Genomic DNA, 17,816 nt, shown 5'->3' with positions numbered 1-17,816 from the left:
AGCACCCGCCCTTCGTGGGCCCGGAAACCGGGCCGGTGGACGTCAGGCCTGGCCTTCGGCCAGGAAGAACCAGGTGTCGAGCACCGAGTCGGGGTTCAGCGAGACGCTTTCGATGCCCTGCTCCATCAGCCATTTGGCCAGGTCCGGGTGGTCCGAAGGGCCCTGGCCGCAGATGCCGATGTACTTGCCGGCGCGGTTGCACGCCTGGATGGCGTTGGACAGCAGCTTCTTGACCGCCGGGTTACGCTCGTCGAACAGGTGCGCGACGATGCCGGAGTCGCGATCCAGGCCCAGGGTCAGCTGGGTCAGGTCGTTGGAGCCGATGGAGAAGCCGTCGAAGAACTCGAGGAACTCGTCGGCCAGCAGGGCGTTGGACGGCAGCTCGCACATCATGATGACCTTCAGGCCGTTCTCGCCACGCTTCAGGCCGTTGGTGGCCAGCAGCTCGACGACTTGCGAGGCTTCGCCGAGGGTACGCACGAAGGGCACCATCAGTTCGACGTTGGTCAGGCCCATCTCGTTGCGGACCTTCTTCATCGCCCGGCATTCCAGCTCGAAGCAGTCGCGGAAGGATTCGCTGATGTAGCGCGAGGCGCCGCGGAAGCCGAGCATCGGGTTCTCTTCTTCCGGCTCGTAGAGCTTGCCGCCGATCAGGTTGGCGTATTCGTTGGACTTGAAGTCCGACAGGCGCACGATGACTTTCTTCGGCCAGAAGGCCGCGGCCAGGGTGCTGACGCCTTCGACCAGTTTCTCGACGTAGAAGCCGACCGGGTCGTCGTAACCGGCGATGCGCTTCTCGACGCTGTCCTTGATGTCCGCCGGCAGGCTGGAGAAGTTCAGCAGCGCCTTGGGGTGCACGCCGATCATGCGGTTGATGATGAATTCCAGGCGGGCCAGGCCCACGCCCTCGTTGGGCAGCTGGGCGAAGTCGAAGGCGCGGTCCGGGTTACCGACGTTCATCATGATCTTGAACGGCAGGTCGGGCATGGCGTCGACCGAGTTCTGGCGCACGTCGAAGCCCAGTTCGCCTTCGTAGATCAGGCCGGTGTCGCCTTCGGCGCAGGACACGGTGACCTGCTGGCCGTCCTTCAGCACCGCGGTGGCGTTGCCGCAACCGACCACCGCCGGGATGCCCAGCTCGCGGGCGATGATCGCCGCGTGGCAGGTACGCCCGCCGCGGTTGGTGACGATGGCGCTGGCGCGCTTCATCACCGGCTCCCAGTCCGGGTCGGTCATGTCGGAGACGAGCACGTCGCCCGGCTGCACCTTGTCCATCTCGGAAACGTCGCGGATCACCTTGACCGGGCCGGCGCCGATGCGCTGGCCGATGGCGCGGCCTTCGACCAGGACCTTGCCTTTCTCCTTGAGCAGGTAGCGCTCCATCACGGTGGCGCTGGCGCGGCTCTTCACGGTTTCCGGGCGGGCCTGGACGATGTACAGCTTGCCGTCGTCGCCGTCCTTCGCCCATTCGATGTCCATCGGGCGCTGGTAGTGCTTCTCGATGATCAGCGCCTGCTTGGCCAGCTCGGTGACCTCGGCGTCGGACAGCGCGAAGCGGGCGCGATCGGCCTTCTCCACGTCGACCACCTTGACCGACTTGCCGGCCTTGGCTTCGTCGCCGTAGATCATCTTGATCGCCTTGCTGCCCAGGTTGCGGCGCAGGATCGCCGGGCGGCCGGCTTCCAGGGTGGGCTTGTGCACGTAGAATTCGTCGGGGTTCACCGCGCCCTGCACCACGGTCTCGCCGAGGCCGTAGGCGCCGGTGATGAACACCACGTCACGGAAGCCGGACTCGGTGTCCAGGGTGAACATCACCCCGGCGGTGCCGGTTTCCGAGCGGACCATGCGCTGCACGCCGGCGGACAGCGCGACCAGCTTGTGGTCGAAGCCCTGGTGCACGCGGTAGGCGATGGCGCGGTCGTTGAACAGCGAGGCGAAGACTTCCTTGGCCGCGCGGATCACGTTGTCCACGCCGCGGATGTTCAGGAAGGTCTCCTGCTGGCCGGCGAAGGAGGCGTCCGGCAGGTCCTCGGCGGTGGCGGAGGAACGCACCGCCACGGCCATGTTGTCGTTGCTGCCGGCCATGGCGGCGAAGGCCTGGCGAATCTCGGCGTCGAGGCGGGCGGGGAACTCCGCGTCCATCACCCACTGACGGATCTGCGCGCCGGTCTTGGCCAGGGCGTTGACGTCGTCCACATCGAGGGCGTCCAGGGCGGCGTGAATGCGATCGTTCAGGCCACTCTGCTCGAGGAAGTCACGGTAGGCCTGGGCGGTGGTGGCGAAGCCACCGGGAACGGAAACGCCAGCACCGGCGAGGTTGCTGATCATTTCGCCCAGGGATGCGTTCTTGCCCCCCACATGTTCGACATCGTGGACGCCGAGCTTATCGAGGGAAACTACGTACTCTACCAAGGTGATCTCTCCACTGAATGTTGGAAAAGCTCAAACGGGCCGTCGCGACAGTGCCGCATCCTGGCCGGGATCCGGAAAATGGGTAACAATGCCCCCGGCAGAAGGCCTAGCGAAAACGCGGCCTATCATACTCAGGATTCCTTCCTACATTAAGGCCCGCAGCGCAATGAAACGTACGGCTTTCTTCATTTCCGACGGAACCGGCATTACCGCCGAAACCCTCGGCCAGAGTCTCCTTGCGCAGTTCGAGAACATCAATTTCAACAAACTGACGCGACCGTACATCGATACCGAAGAAAAAGCGCGCGTCATGGTACAGCAAATCAACGCCGCTGCGGAGGCGGACGGGGCCCGCCCGATTATCTTCGACACCATCGTGAACCGTGAGATCCGGGCTGTCCTCGCCCAATCGAACGGTTTCATGATTGACATCTTCTCGACCTTTTTGTCCCCGCTGGAACAGGAATTATCCGCCGATTCGTCCTATTCCGTCGGCAAGTCCCACAGCATCGGCCACAACCCGCACTACATGGAGCGGATCGACGCGGTGAACTTCGCCCTCGACAACGACGACGGCGCGCGCACCCACTACTACGACAAGGCCGACCTGATCCTGGTCGGGGTGTCGCGCTGCGGCAAGACCCCCACCTGCCTGTATATGGCACTGCAATATGGCATTCGTGCGGCGAACTACCCGCTGACCGAGGAGGACATGGAGCGCCTGCTGCTGCCCAACGCGCTGAAACCCTACAAGCACAAGCTGTTCGGCCTGACCATCGACCCCGACCGGCTCACCGCGATCCGCAACGAGCGCAAGCCCAACAGCCGCTACGCCAGCTTCGCCCAGTGCGAGTTCGAGGTGCGCGAAGTGGAGAACCTGTTCCGCCGCGAGAACATCGCCTACATCAATTCCACGCACTTCTCGGTGGAAGAGATCGCCGCGAAGATCATGGTGGAGAAAGGCGTCGAACGCCGCCTGAAATGATCCCGCCCGCCCTGCCCCGGGCGGCGTGACCCAGCGCACAGCACGGCCCCGCGCGGGCCGCCGGCGGCCGCTTCGGTTGTCGTCGCGCGGAAGTCGCGTGCTAGAATTCCGCCCCGCATCCCTCCTGAGGGGCCGCCGCCCCGGCCAAGGATGACTCGCCCGCAGGCCGTGGCGTTCGCCGGATGTCCCCGTTCACTGGCCTACGGCCCCCAGCGCTCAGGACTTATGAGACTCAAGCCCACAGCCCTGCTGCTCCTGCTTTTCCTGGCAGCTTTCGGCGGCCCCGTCGCCGCCGCCGGCAAGCCCGTCTTCGGGCTCATCGAGTACGCCCATGTCGGCCAGCTCGACCACGTGCTCGCGGCCAAGCTCGACACCGGCGCCAAGACCGCCTCCCTCAGCGCCCGCGACATCAAGCGCTTCAAGCGCGACGGGGAAACCTGGGTGCGCTTCTACCTGGCCACCGACAGCGCCGACAGCCAGCCGCTGGAGCGGCCGCTGGCGCGCATCAGCAAGATCAAGCGCCGCCACGGCGATTTCGACCCCGACGAAGACAAGGCCTACACCTCGCGCCCGGTCATCGAGCTGGACGTCTGCCTGGGCAAGCTGCGCCGCACCATCGAAGTGAACCTTACCGACCGCAGCGCCTTCCAATACCCGCTGCTGATCGGCTCCGACGCGCTCAAGCGCTTCGGCGCCCTGGTCGACCCGAGCCTGAAATACGCCGCCGGCCAGCCCGGCTGCCCCGTCGCGAAACCTTCCGAGTAGAGCCCATGCGTTCCATCAACCTGCACCTGAAGATCCTGATCGCCATCCTGGTGGTCCTGGGCGTCTCCATTACCGCCTACCAGATCTTCATCCTCGGAATCCCGATGACCGAGGCGGAAACCGACGACCTGTGGAACATCGACGCCAAGGTCGAGTTCGTCGCCACGCCGAAGACCCCGGTGAAGGTGCAGATGTTCGTGCCGCCGCTGACCCAGGCCTACGTCAGCCTCAACGAGAGCTTCGTCTCTAACAACTACGGGGTGAGCATCAACCGCGCCGACGGCAACCGCAAGGTGACCTGGTCGTCGCGCCGCGCCAACGGCAAGCAGACCCTCTACTACCGCCTGGTGCTGACCAAGCGCTTCAGCGGCGAGCAGCCCAAGGAGAAGGGCCCGATCTTCCGCGACAGCCCGCCCCTGGAAGGCCCCGAGAAGATCGCCGCCGAGGCCCTGATCGCGCCCATCCGCCAGCACTCGGCGGACATCGAGACCTTCGTCAGCGAGACCATCAAGCGCGCCAACAACCTGGCCGACGACAACGTCAAGCTGCTGCTCGCCGGCGACACCAGCCTGGAAAAGCGCTCGTACATCGTCGAAACCCTGCTGGCCCAGGCCCACGTACCGATGGAGCGCGTGCACACCCTGCGCCTGCTGGCCAACCAGGCGCAGAGCCCGGAACTGTGGCTGCGCAGCTACAACGGCAAGGACTGGCTGTACTTCAACCCGGAAACCGGTGAACGCGGCCTGCCCGCCGACCGCCTGATCTGGTGGCTGGGCGACGAGCCGCTGCTCAGCGTCGAGGGCGGCAAGAAGGCGCTGATCAGCTTCAGCCTGAACAACAGCGAGATGAACGCCATCCGCCTGGCCAAGCTGACCAACGAGAACACCGACGCGTCCTTCCTCGACTACTCGCTGTACGGCCTGCCGCTGTCCACCCAACAGACTTTCCAGATCATGATCATGATCCCCTTCGGCGTGCTGGTGATCCTGGTCCTGCGCAACCTGATCGGCCTGCAGACCCTGGGCACCTTCACCCCGGTGCTGATCGCCCTCGCCTTCCGCGAGACCGGCCTGCAATGGGGCATCGGCCTGTTCACGGTGATCACCGCCCTGGGCCTGTCGCTGCGCTCCTACCTGGAACACCTGAAGTTGCAGATGCTGCCGCGCCTGTCGGTGGTGCTGACCTTCGTGGTGGTGATGATCGCGGCGATCAGCCTGCTCAGCCATCGCCTGGGCTTCGAAAGCGGCCTGTCGGTGGCGCTGTTCCCGATGGTGATCCTGACCATGAGCATCGAACGCCTGTCGATCACCTGGGAAGAACGCGGCGCCGGCCACGCCATGAAGGCGGCGGTGGGCACCCTGTTCGCCGCGGCCCTGGCGCACATCCTGATGCGCGTACCGGAGCTGGTGTACTTCGTGTTCACCTTCCCGGCGGTACTGTTCCTGCTGGTGGCCTTCATGCTGGCGATGGGTCGCTACCGCGGCTACCGCCTGACCGAGCTGTTCCGCTTCAAAGCCTTCCTCAAGGACTGAGCCATGTTCGGCCTGATCAAGCGGTGGAAAGCCCTGGAAGCCAAGGGCATCATGGGCATCAACCGGCGCAACGCGGACTTCGTGCTGAAGTACAACAAGCGCCACCTGTACCCGATCGTCGACGACAAGATCATCACCAAGGAGCGGGCCATCGCGGCCGGCATCCACGTGCCGGAGATGTACGGAATCATCTCCACCGAGAAGGAGATCGAGAAGCTCGACTCGATCATCGGCGAGCGCAACGACTTCGTCATCAAGCCGGCCCAGGGCGCCGGCGGCGACGGCATCCTGGTGATCGCCGACCGTTTCGAGGGCAACTTCAAGACGGTGTCGGGGCGCATCATCAGCCGCGAGGAGATCGAGTACCAGCTCTCCAGCATCCTCACCGGCCTCTACTCCCTCGGCGGGCACCGCGACCGCGCGCTGATCGAGTACCGCGTCACCCCCGACCAGATCTTCCGCAGCATCAGCTACGAAGGCGTGCCGGACATCCGCATCATCGTCCTCATGGGCTACCCGGTGATGGCCATGCTGCGCCTGCCGACCCGGCAGTCCAATGGCAAGGCCAACCTGCACCAGGGCGCCATCGGCGTGGGCGTGGACCTGGCCACCGGGGTCACCCTGCGCGGCACCTGGCTGAACCGCAAGATCGCCAAGCACCCGGACACCACCAACGCGGTGGACGGCGTGCAGCTGCCGCACTGGGACGGCTTCATGAAGCTCGCCGCCGGCTGCTACGAGCTGTGCGGCCTGGGCTACATCGGCGTGGACATGGTGCTGGACCAGGACAAGGGCCCGCTGATCCTGGAGCTCAACGCCCGCCCCGGCCTGAACATCCAGATCGCCAACGACTGCGGCCTGACCGGCCGCGCCCAGGCGGTGGAAGCGCGCCTGGCGGAGTTGCAGGCCAAGGGCGTGCAGGAGACGCCGGAAGAGCGCGTGCGCTTCTCCCAGCAGCTGTTCGGCCACGTGCCGGCGCGCGAGATCTGAGCTAGGCCCGGGGGCAATCCGCTGCGCTCGGGCGTTTCCCGGGAAACCCGTAGGGCGCATAACGCCCATGGCGTTATCCGCCGTCCTCGGTGGCCCCAGGATCAACCCAGGCGCCGGCTATGGCCTCGATGTATCGGCGGATAACCGCGAACGGTTATTCGCCCTACGCGCGCCCCGTGCAACTCAGCGCACCACTGCCAGCTCGAACCCGCCCTGCTCGGCGTGCTCGCGCACCTTCATGCCTTCGTCGTTCACCGCCAGGTTCTCCAGCGGGCGCTTGTAGGGCTTGTTGTCCAGGGTCTGCAGGCTGCGGTCCTCATCGGTGGTCAGCAGCAGTACGTAGCGTTCGCCCTGGTTGGCGCGCACCGGCACCGTGCCTTCGATGAAGGCGTAGCGGTACCAGGTTTCCGGGTTGAGTTTGTACACCGCGTCGCTGACCAGGCGCGTCGGGCGCTTGCGCTCGTCGAGGAACAGCAGCGACGGGTAGACCACCTGGTGGTTGGAGAAGCTGCGCACGCGCAGGCCGTAGACCTGTTGCGAGGCCGGCAGCTTCATGGCCACGTAGTAGCTCTTGCCCATCGGGAAGTCGAAGCTCGGCGAGAATTTGTTGAGCTCCTCGTAGCGCGGCTCGTCGGCGTTCAGCTCGGTGAACTCGCCGTCGGCGATCTGCTCGCAGCAGCGCCGCTGCAGGTCCTGGTAGAGGTCGCCGAGGGTCTTGCCGCTGCCCTTGAGCAGCGCGCGCATGGCGTCGGTCTGCTCGCCGCTGCCGTCGAGCCCGGGCAGCGCCTGCGGGCGCTGCTTGAACTGCACCTCGCGGCCTTCGGTGAAGGCGATCTGGCTGCGGCGGATGCCGTCGGCGCGGTCTTCGGCGGTGATCGGCGAGTTGTGCATGCGGCCCTGCTCGTCGACCCAGGTGTAGTACGGGTTGCCGTTCTCGCTGCGGACGAAGCCCTTGTCCTCGTAGGCCTCGGCGTCGATGTACTCGGAGGAGCGGTCGCCGTTGGGCAGCACGTAGTCCTTGCGCCCGCCGGCCACCTGGTTGCCGGCGTAGAAGCTGTTCTGCAGGTTGCCCTGGCCGTCGACCCAGGTGAAGTAGCGGCGCTTGCTCTCCCCCGCTGGAGCTACGCCCGGCCACTGCGCGCCGCCGTCGTCGCGCAGGCGCGCCTGGTCGCTCTGGTCGATGCGCTTGGCGGCCTGGCGCTGCTGCTGGGCGTAGTTGGCGTCGACGAAGGTGTTGTGCACCTGGCCGTTATCGTCGATCCACGACAGGTAGCGCCCGGCGTCGGCCTGGGCGCCCGAGGCGCCGGCGAGGAGGCAGAGGAGCAGGTAGCGGGTGCGCGGCATCCGTGCGGTCCTCAGAAGGTGGTGTTGTAGGTCAGGGCGAAGATATAGGCCTTCACCGTCGTGTGCACGTCCATTCCCGCATAGGGGTTGTAGACCAGGTTGTCGATCCCGGTACAGGTCAGGTTGCAGCTTTCCCCGGCCTTGATGCTCTGCTTGGAGACGAAGTAGTTGAAGCCCAGGTCGATGTTGGTGTCCTTGTCCCAGCGGTAGCCCAGGCCGAGGCCGTAGAGGTTGGCGTCGCCGATCGGCACCAGGGCGTCGGCCTTGCTCTTGGGGATCGCCGAGGGCCGGTACTCGTAGCCGGCGCGCAGTTGCAGGCGGTCGGTCATGTCGTACTGCACGCCCATGGCGTAGCTCCAGGTATCGCGGTAGCCGCGATCGAGGATGATGCTGTGGTCGGTGGCGCCGTTGGGCGCGAAGTTCTTGGCGATGCGCAGCAGGTCGAGTTCCTTGTCGAACTCGATCTCCAGGTTGTTCCAGTCGCTGTAGCCGCTCCACTTCAGGTCGAAGTTGAACTGCCAGTCCTGGAACGGGCGCAGCTTGATGCCGGTGGAGAAGTTGTCCGGGTTGGTCATCTTCAGGGTGGCCACGCCGTGTTCCTCGTCGACGTTGCCGTTGGGGAACAGCGGGCTGAGGAAGGCGCCGAACACCGAGTTCTGCAGGCCCGACCAGAAGCCCTGCCAGTCCTTGGTGTAGTCGACCCGGTACTTGCCCTTGAGCTTCATCCGCGACTCGCTCTGGTACACCGCGCCCCAGGCGAACCAGTCGTTGGGCTCCCAGAGCACGCCCAGGTTGTAGCTCGGCGAGAGGCTCTGCTGCATGTCCAGCTTGAGGTTGGCCAGGGTGTCGTAGGGGCCGATGCGGCCGCCGCAGACGTTGAACACCAGCTCGACGATTTCCTGCGCGCCGGGCACGCAGGTGGTGTCGTGCAGGGTCTGCAGCAGGCCGGTGAGCAGGCCCGGGTTGCGGAAGTCGGTGTCCAGCGCCATGGCCTGGTGGGAGAAACCGATGGACAGGCCGAAGGACAGGCTGTCGTTCATCTGGTAGCCCACCGAGGGCGAGAAATAAGTCAGCCGCTGCAGCGATACGCGACGCCCGTCATAGCGTGCCGGGTCGCTGTCCGAGTCCCGCGAGTAGCCCAGCGCCTGCGGGGTGTAGACGTTGGTGGCGAAGGTGAACTTCGAGCCCGGCGGGTTGATCGACAGGCCCGCCAGGGGCGCCACCAGCATGGGTACGTCGGTCATGCCGCCGAGGCCCGGCAGGTACATGGTCGGCGTCATGGTGCGGCTGTGCGAGTTGGCCACCGGGTCGCCGGTGACGCCGAAGTTGGCGTCGCCGTAGTTCGCCGGCGCGTGGAAGCCGGCGCGGATGTCCATCACCCCGCTGACCAGCTTCACCGTGGTCTGCCGGCCCTTGAGCTTGGTCAGGGCGGCCGGGTTGTAGTGCACCGCGTCGATGCCGGTGGAATCGGCGGTCACCGCGTTGCCGAGGGCCATCGCCTTGGGGTTGCCGATGGTGATGTCGTTGGCCAGTTGCGCCTGGGCCGGCAGAATCCAGCCAAGCCCCGCCCCTGCCATCGCCAGCAAGAGTGGCGAAATGCGCTTCGTCATGGGAACTCCGCTCGCCGCTTACTCGGGTTTCAGGCCCTTGATGTCCAGGGGCAGGGAAACCCCCAGGAGGATGTCCGGCGAGTCCTCGGTCAGACCGAAACCGGCGTTCACGTTGACGATGTAGTCCGGCGACGTGCGCAGGCCAAGGGAGAAGTTCATCACCGCGCTGGTCTGCTCGGGCGCCTCCACCGTGCCAGTGTCGAAGTGGTAGTGGCTCTTCATCTGGTAGGCCATCTGGTAGGAGGTGGCCAGGGAGACGTCGTAGGACAGCGCGTAGGCCATGCCCATGGCGAAGTTCAGGGTGTCGCCCGGGTTGACCTTGTTCAGCTCCTGGCCGTACTGGTTCTGGTGGATGCTGTCCACCTTCATGTTGTAGGTGTACCCGAGGGAGCCGTAGAGCACGACCGGATCGATCACGTAGGACATGTTGGCGCCCACGCCGAGGCTGTAGTAGCCGTTGCCGGTGGACACGTCCTTGTTCGGGTTCATATCGTAGGGGCTGTCGCCGGTGGGCAGGCCGAGGGTGGCGTAGAGGGTGGTGACCGGCCGTCCGCGCATCGCGGCCCAGGGTTGCCAGCGCAGGGTCGCGGAGATGTCGCCGAGGCTGTAGGCGTGGATGTCGCGCTCGGTGTCGTACTTGGCCACGAACGGCAGGCGCAGGCTGAAGGTCAGGTTGTCCCAGACGCCGTAGTCGAAGGTGAAGGAGTTGGTGAAGGTATGCTGCGCCTCGCTGGTCGCCAGCACGCTGTAGACGTTGTTGCCGGTCTTCACCTGCTCGATGCGCGTGTCGCGCATCATCGAGTAGTCCATCCCGTAGGTCAGGGTGCGCTCACCCTTCTTGAGCAGGGTGTAGCTTTTCTCGGCCGCCTGGAACACCTGCTCCAGCGCCTTGGCGCTGTCGGCGTCGTCGGACTTCTTGGCCAGCGCGTCGCGCGCCTGGTCGACCGAGTCTTCCTCGGCGAAGGTGGCGCCGGAAGCCAGCAAGGCCAGTATGGCGGCGCACGCATACCCCCTGAATCTCATGATGCAATCCCCTGGTCTTGTTCTTATGGAAGGATGAAATCGCCAGTCACTTGTTGCGGATGAACTGCACGTCGCCTTTCGACGCGGCCTCGATCATCTGGTTGCTGTTGAATTTGTTCATCTCCGGGAATTCCCGGAACGCCAGCAGGCTCACGGTGCGGTCATCCACCAGGCGCAGGTCGTGCTCCTGCAGGGCCAGGGCGTTCTTCGGCTCCTGGCCGCTCGGATAGATGACGAAAAGCACGTTCTTGTCCCAGATGGCCTCGAAACGCGCGCGGGTGAAACTGATGTTGCCCAGGGCAGGATCGGCAACGAAGACGTGCTCGTTGTACACGTCGCGAACCACCACGAAATGCTTGAAGCCGCCGTAGTGGATGGGGACCAGGGCCGGATTCTCCAGCGAGTCCAGGTCGGAAAACTCGGCGCGGAAACCGCCGCTCTTGTAGCCCAGCGCGGCCACGTAGCGCTTCATGTCCAGCAGCGAGAAGCCGCGGCGCTCGACGATCTTGTCGGCCTCGCCGTACTTCAGCAGGCCTTCCATGACCTGGCGCTCCTGCAGGTTGCGTCCCAGGTAGTAGTCCAGCAGGGTGGTCAGCGCCGCCGAGCCGCAGCTGTAGTCGTAGGCCTGGCGGATGACGTTGCGGAACTGCACCTGGCTCATGGGTTCGAGCTCGACCGACTCGCGGAAGGGGCCGTTGGGCGTGAGCTGCTGCGTGAGGTTCACCGTGCCCTGGGGTTGTGGTTTGGTATCCACCGCCTGGGTGAATCCGAACAGACCGAGCAGGCTTCCCAGCAGTATCTCGAACATCCCACCTCCTCTCCTTCGAATCAGGGAATGACCTTGCCGGCGGGCGCCGGCAAGGTCGGGTACCGCTACAGCGCCGGGATCAGTGGCCCCAGACCTTGATGGTGGTGCCGCTGAGGGCGATGTTCTCGACCGACAGCGAACCGAGGCTGGCGCCGTTGTAGGTGCCCGCGGTGCTGGTGCCGTCGCCGACGCGGATGGCGCCGACGGCCAGGGTGCCGGAGGTGGACGGCATGGTGATCTGCAGCTGCTGGGTGGGCTTGGTGTTCACGGTGCCGGTCACCACGTCGACTTTCAGCGGGTTGTCGTCGCTGATCACCAGGTTGGTGAAGGTCACTTTCTCCAGGGCCAGGGCGCCGCCGCCGGTATCGGTGTCCTTGTACACGACGCCGCCGACGCTGCCGCCGAAGGTACCGGAAATGCTGATCCCATCTTGACCGGTCACGCCAGCCAGGGCGGAGTCGTCCATGGATTTCAGGTCGGCATGAGCCAGGAACGGAGCGGCCAGAACTGCACTTGCAAGAACCAGTTGCTTGATTTTTTTCATTGTTGTTTCTCTCCAGTGTTCAGATGGGATTGCCCCAGGGCACTGCAGGAGGCGTCCTGCCCCGCTGCAGGTTGGCCGGCCAAGCCGACCCTCCAGACCCGCGACGTCTTCCCTAGGTGTCGCGGGCATGGATTCGTGAAGCACGTGGCTTCGCGTCCTGGTTTCAAGCTACTGGGCAACCCCCCACCTGCCAGCCCATCCAACGGATGGAGCCGGAATTCCCTTTCGGATCACGCCTCACTCAACAATCCCAGGCTCTTCCCCTTGAGAACCGCCTGCGTCCTACTGCGCACCCCTAACTTGGCGAACAGGTTGTGCAGGTGCCACTTGATGGTGGCCTCGGACAGGTGCACCGCCTGGGCGATGTCGCGGTTCGACAAGCCCGCCGCGACCAGCCGCAGGATTTCTCGCTCGCGGTGGCTAACATCCTGATTTTCCTCGAAACCCGCCGGGTCGACGGAGAGCCGGCGGCACTGCTCGCGCAGCAGCTCGGCGACGCCCTGCCAGGCTTGCGCGCGCTTCGGCTCGGCCTCGCGCCAGGCGTCCCAGAACGGCAGCAGCCAGATGGCGTCGTCCTGGAACAGTCGGCGATAGCCCAGGTTCCAGGCCTCCTCCAGGGTGGGCGCGAACAGGGCGAAGGCCTTTTCGCTGTTACCTTTCTGCCAATACGCAACAGAAAGTAACAAGGCCAGGCGCAACCGCCGGTCGCGCTGGAACGGCGAGGTGTTCGCCGCAAGCGCCACTTCCAGGCGCTGCTGGGCGCGCTCGGCGCGACGCTCGGACAGCGCCACCCGCGCTTCGGCCAGGGCCAGGGCGGCCTGGGCATCGGCATAGCGCTCGGTCGAGAGCCCGGAGAGGTGCCGTCCCAGTTGCAGGCAGACACGCTCGGCCTCGTTGGGCCGGCGCAGCCACAGCAGCAGCTGGACCTTGCAGCCCATCGCCAGTGCGTAGACCCGTTCGTAGCCGGGCGACTGCTGGCCGCCCAGCCATTCGTCGAGCTGGGCCAGGCCCTGCTCCGCCTCGCCGGCGAAGAAGCGCGCCTTGGCCATCACCAACTGGCCGCGGCTGATCAGCTCGACCGGCGTGGCGACGTCGCGCCAGGTGGTGGCCAGCGGCAGCTCGGCGAGAATCGCCGCGTGGCGATCCTGCTCGTAGAGGATGTCGGCGTAGGCCAGGGCCAGCGGCCCGCCCACCCGGCTGCGCCGGCCGAAGACCCGCTCGACGCGGCTGCGCGCGCCCTCGGCGATGGTCCGGCCGCGCTCCAGCTCGCCGCTTTCCTTGCAGATCAGCGCCTCGATCATGCTCGCCACCACCTGCAGGTACTCGCTGTCGGCCATGCGCAGGCATTCGCGGGCCACGGCGATGGCGCCGGCGGCCTCAGCGTAGTCGCCGAGCAGCGCGTGGGCGGCGGCGAGGATGCAGGCCAGGCTGGCGCGGAACACCGGCTGGTTGGCCGGCACCAGCGCCAGCCACTGGCGCGACACCTTGAGGCTGGCCTCCAGCTTGTCCTGGTACAGCAGCACCAGGGCCTTGAGCACCTGGGCCACGGCGAGCAGTTCGGCCAAACCGAAGTTGCGCGCCTTGCCCTGCCCCATCAGCAACCGCGCGCTGAGCTCCTCGATCAACGCTTCGGCCTCGGCGAACTTCTGCTCGAAGGCCAGCTGCCAGGCGTAGAAGATCTGGAACACCGGGTGCTCGCGGATCACCTCGGCGGGTATCCCGCCGAGCATGCCGAGGATGCTGTACACCCGGTTGCCGGCGATCAGCCGCGCACCCTGGCGTTCCAGCAGGTCGGCGGCGAAGGCGTAGTCGCGGGCGCGCAACGCGTAGCGCACGGCGCGGTCGGCCATGTCGCGGCTCTCGCACCAGCGCGCCGCGGCGTTGAGCAGCGGCGTGGGGTCGGCGCTGCGCGCCAGGCGGCCCTTGAGGAAGTCGGCGAACAGGTGATGGTAGCGGAACCACACGCGCTGGTCGTCGAGGGGAATGATGAACAGCTGCTCGTTCTGCAGGCGCATCAGCATGTCCAGGCCGTCGCGGCGCCCGGTCAGGGCGTTGCACAGCTCGGCGCAGAACTCGTCGAGCACCGAGGTCTGGTCGAGGAACTGCTGCAGCGCCGGCGGCAGGCTGGCCAGCACGTCTTCGGCGAGGTAATCGGCGATGTCCCGCTCGGTGCCGGACAGGCCGCGGAGGAAACCGGCGCGGTCGCTGTGCCGGGCCAGCGCCAGGGCGGCCAGGTGCAACGCGGTGATCCAGCCTTCGGTGCGCTTGTACAGCAGGCCCAGCTCGGCGTCGTCGAGCTGCAGGCCCTTGAGTTCCAGCAGGTAGGTGTCGGCCTCTTCGCGGGTCAGGCGCAGGTCGGCGCCGTTGAGGCAGAAGGCCCAGGGCGCCAGGGCCGGTTCGTCGACCAGGAAACGCGGGCGGTAGCGCGTACTGGTGACCAGGCGGACGTTGTCCGGCAGGTGTTCGATCAGGTAGCGCGCGCCGGGTTGCAGGGCCGGGTGGCGGATCTGGTGGAAGTCGTCGAGGAACAGGTAGAGCGGGCCGTCGATACGCTTGAGGTCGGCGAGGAAAGCGTCGAGCAGGCCTTCCAGCGGCAGGGTCATGTCCGACTGCAGCAGGTTCGCGGTATTCGCGCCGAAGCCCTCGACCACGCTGCGGATGCTCTCCAGCAGGTACTGCAGCAGGCGCTGCGGCTCGCTGTCGCCCTCGTCGCAGGACAGCCAGGCGACCTGCGCGCCGGCCTCCAGCAGGCGCTGGCGGAACAGGCTGAGCACCGTGCTCTTGCCGAAGCCGGCCGGCGCGCTGAGGATCAGCGCGCGCTGTTGGCGGGCGGCGTACAGCCGGTCGATCAAGGCCTGCCGGGGCAGCAGCGGCGCGCCGTCGGCGCGCGGCGGGAACAGCTTGGTGCGCAGCAGCGGCAAGGGCGGCTGCTGGGTATTGAGTGTGGTCATGTCAGAGCAGGCTCAGCTCGCGGGCGCGGCGAATCGCTTGGGTCCGATTGCGCACCTTGAGCTTCTCGTAGATGTTGTGCAGGTGCCATTTGACGGTGCCCAGGGCCAGCGACAGCTGCTGGCCGATCTCCTCGTTGGAGAGCCCCTGGGCCGCCAGGCACACCACTTCCCGCTCGCGGTCGGTCAGGCCTTCCTCGAGCACGTCCTGTGCTTTGCGTGTTTCCTGCCCCGGCCACAGGCCCAGCAGGCTGCGGATGAACGCCTGCAGCGCCGGCTGCCGCTCGGTGGCTTCGAGTTGCTGGAGGAGCAGGCGGATACCCTCGCCTTCCTCGATGAACACACTGCGCACCGCTTCCCGCTCGGCGCCCACCAGGCACTGGCCGAGCAGGCTGTTGGCGCGTTCCTGGTAACCCAGGCGCTGGTAGCTGAGCGCCGCCAGCAGGTCCAGGCGCAAGCGTTGCAGGCCGTGCCAGCCGTTCTGCAACAGGCCGCGCAGCTGGGTGATCTCGTGCAGCGCCTCGCTGAAATGCCCGCGCGCCTGCAACAGGCGCACGCGGCTCAGGCCGCGCACCCAGAGCACCGGGTTGAACGGGCCCTGGCGGTAGGAGGCGGCGAGTTTCTGCCAGTCGACGCCATTCAGGCGCTGCTCGGCGCGCTTGCAGCGATCGGCCGCCGGCTCCTGGAGGATCAGGTTGATCTCCTCGCCCAGGGCCATGGCGAAGATGCGCCAGGAATGGTTGCGTGAGGCCAGGCTCTGCATCAGGCCGAGGGTGGCCAGGGCTTCCTTGCTGCGCCCCTGCAGACGCTGCACCCGCGCCAGGCACTGCATGCCCTGAGCGTAGAGGTCGATGGGGTTGACCACGTCGACCCGCCCCAACGCCCAGCGCAGGCGCTCTTCCAGGCCGTCGAGGTCCATCCGGTAGTAGGCCGTCAGGCTCTCGGTGATGGCCGGCAGCGCCAGGGCCTGGGAGCGCCGGTCGAACAGCGGCACGGCCTGTTGCTTGACCCGCTCCACCAGCAGTTGCGCCTGCTTCACCTGGCCCTGCTCGAGGGCCAGCATCACTTCGATGGTCGCCAGCTGCATGTGCAGGTAGCGGCCGTCGAGGAAATGGTTGCGCTGCTGCGCCAGCCCCATCAGGCGGCGCGCCTGCTCGGCCTGGCCGTGCATGACCTGGGCGAAGGCGGCGATCAGGAGGATGGCGCCCTCGAGGAACGCCGAGTTCTGCCCCAGTTGGCTTTCCACCCGCCGGGCCAGGGCGATGCACTGTTCGAGGTCGTCCTTCTGCAACGCCAGCACCGCCTTGACCGCCAGCGCCGAGAGGTACTGATCGCCCATCGGCGCCTGCGGCTTGCCGTCGCTCCAGCGCGCCAGCAGTTCGTCTAGCAGGCGGTTGGCCTCCGGCAGGCTCAGCTCGCTGGCGCGGGTCCAGACGTCGCTGAGCACCAGGATCGGGAAGCGCGCGGCGATGTCGTCGGGCACCTGGCGGCGCCAGCGCGAGATCAGGTAGAGCTGGCCGCTGTTGATCAGTTCCAGGCCGTAGCCGTCGACCAGCGCGGCGAGCATCTCCGGGTCCTCGGCGAGGCAGGCGTGCTCGATGGCCAGGGTCGGCATGTGGTGGTTGGTGAACCACAGGCTGGCATTGAAATGCAGTTGCTTGAAGCGCTCCGGCTCGCGCTCGCGCAGGTACGCGCGAAGGAAGTCGGCGAACAGCTGGTGGAAGCGATACCAGTGGCGCTCGCGGTCCAGCGGCATGAGGAACAGCTGCAGGCTGTCCAGGCGTTCCAGCAGAGCCTGGCCGTCCTGGCGGCCGGTCAGGGCGTTGGCCAGCTCGCCGTTGAAGCGGCTGGCGACGCTCAGGGTCAGCAGGCTCTGGCGGGTTTCCTCGGGCAGGCGGCCGAAGACGCTGCGCAACAGGTACTCGCCCACCGCCGCCTGGTCGCCGCGCAGCGCGTCGAGATCGTGCGCGGCGCCGGCCGGTTGCTGGCGCAGCCACAGGCCGAGCAGGCGCACGCCCATGACCCAGCCCTCGGTCTGCGCGTGCATGGCGCGCAGGCAGGCATCGTCGATCTGCACGCCGTCGCCGGCGAGGTAGTCGCGCGTCTGTTCTTCGGTCAGCCGCAGCTCCTCCACGCCGACTTCCAGCAACAGGCCCTTGGCCCGCCAGGTGGCGAGGTTCAGCGGCGGCTGCGAGCGGCTGCCGATGGCCAGGGTCAGGCCCGGCGGCGCGTACTGCACCAGGCGGTTGAGACCGGCGAAAAGGTCGGGGTGGGTGATCCGGTCGAGATCGTCCAGCACCAGCAGCAACGGGACGTCGCGCTGCGCCAGGTCCATCAGCAGGCTTTCCATCACCGCCACGGCGGGCACCCGCAGGGTATTGCGCAGGTAGCCCGCGGCGTCTTCGCCGACGCCCGGCAGGACAGCGCCCAGCGCCTCGATGAGCTTGCCCAGGAAACGCCCGGGGTCGTCGTCTGCGCCGTCCAGGCCAACCCAGACCACGCTCTGCCCCTGCTCCTCGCGCTGCCCGGCGAGCACGCTCAGGGCGGCGCTCTTGCCGAAGCCGGCGGGGGCGCAGAACAACAGGACGCGGTGTTGGCTGGAACGCTCCAGGATGGACTGGAGCTGGGGACGATATTGGTATTCGGCAGGCACCCGTGGGGGTGTCGATCTGTGACGCAGAAGGCTGCCGGCTGCGGTTTTGAACACTACGTCCACGGCCTCTATCCCTGTTTCATTATCGTTGTGGTACGGAGCATGGCTTCCGCGGGATAATCCAATTCTTATCAGAATGCTTTTCCTACGTAAACTGAGGAAATGGCTCTAGGATCGCCCATTCAGAGCATTCTCAATCTCG

At 66.4% G+C, this 17,816-nt stretch carries 12 protein-coding genes; 4 read left to right on the top strand and 8 right to left on the bottom strand.

Annotated features, from left to right (window positions below):
- Positions 1-42: 42 nt before the first annotated feature.
- Positions 43-2,412: a phosphoenolpyruvate synthase gene (gene ppsA, locus P3W75_RS08865; RefSeq protein ID WP_276227000.1), complete on the bottom strand. Its 2,370-nt coding sequence runs from the start codon at positions 2,410-2,412 to the stop codon at positions 43-45.
- Positions 2,413-2,578: 166 nt separating this feature from the next.
- Here ppsA and ppsR point away from each other — a divergent pair, with 166 nt between their 5' ends.
- The 4 genes from ppsR (at position 2,579) to P3W75_RS08845 (ending at position 6,684) form a co-directional block, all read left to right on the top strand.
- On the top strand, positions 2,579-3,397 hold the full coding sequence (gene ppsR / locus P3W75_RS08860; RefSeq protein ID WP_276226999.1) for a posphoenolpyruvate synthetase regulatory kinase/phosphorylase PpsR: 819 nt from the start codon (positions 2,579-2,581) through the stop codon (positions 3,395-3,397).
- A 225-nt stretch (positions 3,398-3,622) separates the two neighbouring features.
- Positions 3,623-4,162 carry an ATP-dependent zinc protease family protein gene (locus P3W75_RS08855; protein ID WP_276226998.1) on the top strand — a complete coding sequence of 180 codons (540 nt, stop codon included), beginning with the start codon at positions 3,623-3,625 and terminating at the stop codon, positions 4,160-4,162.
- A 5-nt stretch (positions 4,163-4,167) separates the two neighbouring features.
- Positions 4,168-5,694, top strand: a complete 1,527-nt coding sequence (locus tag P3W75_RS08850; RefSeq protein WP_276226997.1) for an inactive transglutaminase family protein — start codon at positions 4,168-4,170, stop codon at positions 5,692-5,694.
- 3 nt (positions 5,695-5,697) lie between these two features.
- Positions 5,698-6,684, top strand: a complete 987-nt coding sequence (locus tag P3W75_RS08845; RefSeq protein WP_276226996.1) for an alpha-L-glutamate ligase-like protein — start codon at positions 5,698-5,700, stop codon at positions 6,682-6,684.
- A gap of 183 nt (positions 6,685-6,867) precedes the next feature.
- Here the strand turns inward: P3W75_RS08845 and P3W75_RS08840 are convergent, their stop codons facing one another.
- From P3W75_RS08840 to P3W75_RS08810, 7 genes are all read right to left on the bottom strand, one after another.
- On the bottom strand, positions 6,868-8,028 hold the full coding sequence (locus P3W75_RS08840) for a MalM family protein (RefSeq protein WP_276226995.1): 1,161 nt from the start codon (positions 8,026-8,028) through the stop codon (positions 6,868-6,870).
- Positions 8,029-8,039: 11 nt separating this feature from the next.
- A complete protein-coding gene (locus P3W75_RS08835) occupies positions 8,040-9,638 on the bottom strand; it encodes an outer membrane protein transport protein (RefSeq protein WP_276226994.1) in 1,599 nt (532 codons plus the stop codon).
- Between the two features lie 18 nt (positions 9,639-9,656).
- Positions 9,657-10,661, bottom strand: coding sequence for a transporter (locus tag P3W75_RS08830; protein ID WP_276226993.1), 1,005 nt, complete (start codon positions 10,659-10,661; stop codon positions 9,657-9,659).
- A 46-nt stretch (positions 10,662-10,707) separates the two neighbouring features.
- Positions 10,708-11,469, bottom strand: a complete 762-nt coding sequence (locus tag P3W75_RS08825) for a C39 family peptidase (protein ID WP_276226992.1) — start codon at positions 11,467-11,469, stop codon at positions 10,708-10,710.
- A 79-nt stretch (positions 11,470-11,548) separates the two neighbouring features.
- Positions 11,549-12,013: a DUF6160 family protein gene (locus P3W75_RS08820; RefSeq protein WP_276226991.1), complete on the bottom strand. Its 465-nt coding sequence runs from the start codon at positions 12,011-12,013 to the stop codon at positions 11,549-11,551.
- A 230-nt stretch (positions 12,014-12,243) separates the two neighbouring features.
- Positions 12,244-14,964: a helix-turn-helix transcriptional regulator gene (locus tag P3W75_RS08815; RefSeq protein WP_276226990.1), complete on the bottom strand. Its 2,721-nt coding sequence runs from the start codon at positions 14,962-14,964 to the stop codon at positions 12,244-12,246.
- Position 14,965: 1 nt separating this feature from the next.
- Complete coding sequence (locus tag P3W75_RS08810; RefSeq protein WP_430765353.1) at positions 14,966-17,677, bottom strand: LuxR C-terminal-related transcriptional regulator; 2,712 nt, start codon at positions 17,675-17,677, stop codon at positions 14,966-14,968.
- Positions 17,678-17,816: the final 139 nt, after the last annotated feature.

Origin of the sequence: Pseudomonas citronellolis, assembly GCF_029335315.1 — a bacterium.
In the GTDB taxonomy this organism is placed as follows: domain Bacteria; phylum Pseudomonadota; class Gammaproteobacteria; order Pseudomonadales; family Pseudomonadaceae; genus Pseudomonas; species Pseudomonas citronellolis_A.
Note: the sequence above shows the minus strand (reverse complement) of the source record. Positions and strands in the feature narration are given on the sequence as shown.